The organism is Streptomyces sp. NRRL S-495 (assembly GCF_000966955.1).
Taxonomy (GTDB): Bacteria; Actinomycetota; Actinomycetes; order Streptomycetales; family Streptomycetaceae; genus Kitasatospora; species Kitasatospora purpeofusca.
Genome location: NZ_JZWY01000746.1, coordinates 1 through 461, shown reverse-complemented (window position 1 = coordinate 461; position 461 = coordinate 1). Strand labels below are relative to the sequence as shown.

General features: G+C 78.7%; 1 pseudogene. It reads left to right on the top strand.

The features are described from left to right. A pseudogene (locus tag VR45_RS32450) lies at nt 1–329 on the top strand (RNA helicase); the annotation flags it as partial. Nucleotides 330–461 lie beyond the last annotated feature (132 nt).

Here is a 461-nt window from a genome sequence, read left to right as displayed (position 1 = left end):
GGTCCGGCACCGTCGTCACCCTGGTCCTGCCCAGCCAGCGCCGCGGGATGGCCCGGATGATGGCCACCGCCGCCATCACCCCGGTCACCACCCGCGTCAGCGCCGGCGACGAGGAGCTGGTCCGCATCACCGGTGCCCGGGTGCCCACCGGAATCCCCGTCGTGATCGAGGCCCCCGTCGTGGAACGGTCCCGCCGCGGCCCGTCCGCGAACCGCAACCGGCGCAGCCGCCCCGCCCGCCCCGTCGGCGGTTCCGGTGCCGCCGGCGGTACCGGTGCGGGTTCTGCGGGCCGCCGCCGGGCACCGAGGCGCGCCACCGCGGCCGCCTAGGGACCAGGGTCCGGACCGGGAGCGCCACCCGCGCTCCCGGTCCCCTGCCCTGCCCCCTGCGCCCCGGCCCCTGTGCCCCGCCCCCGCCGGAACCGACCCTCTGGAGTCCGCCCATGACGCTCACCCTCGAAC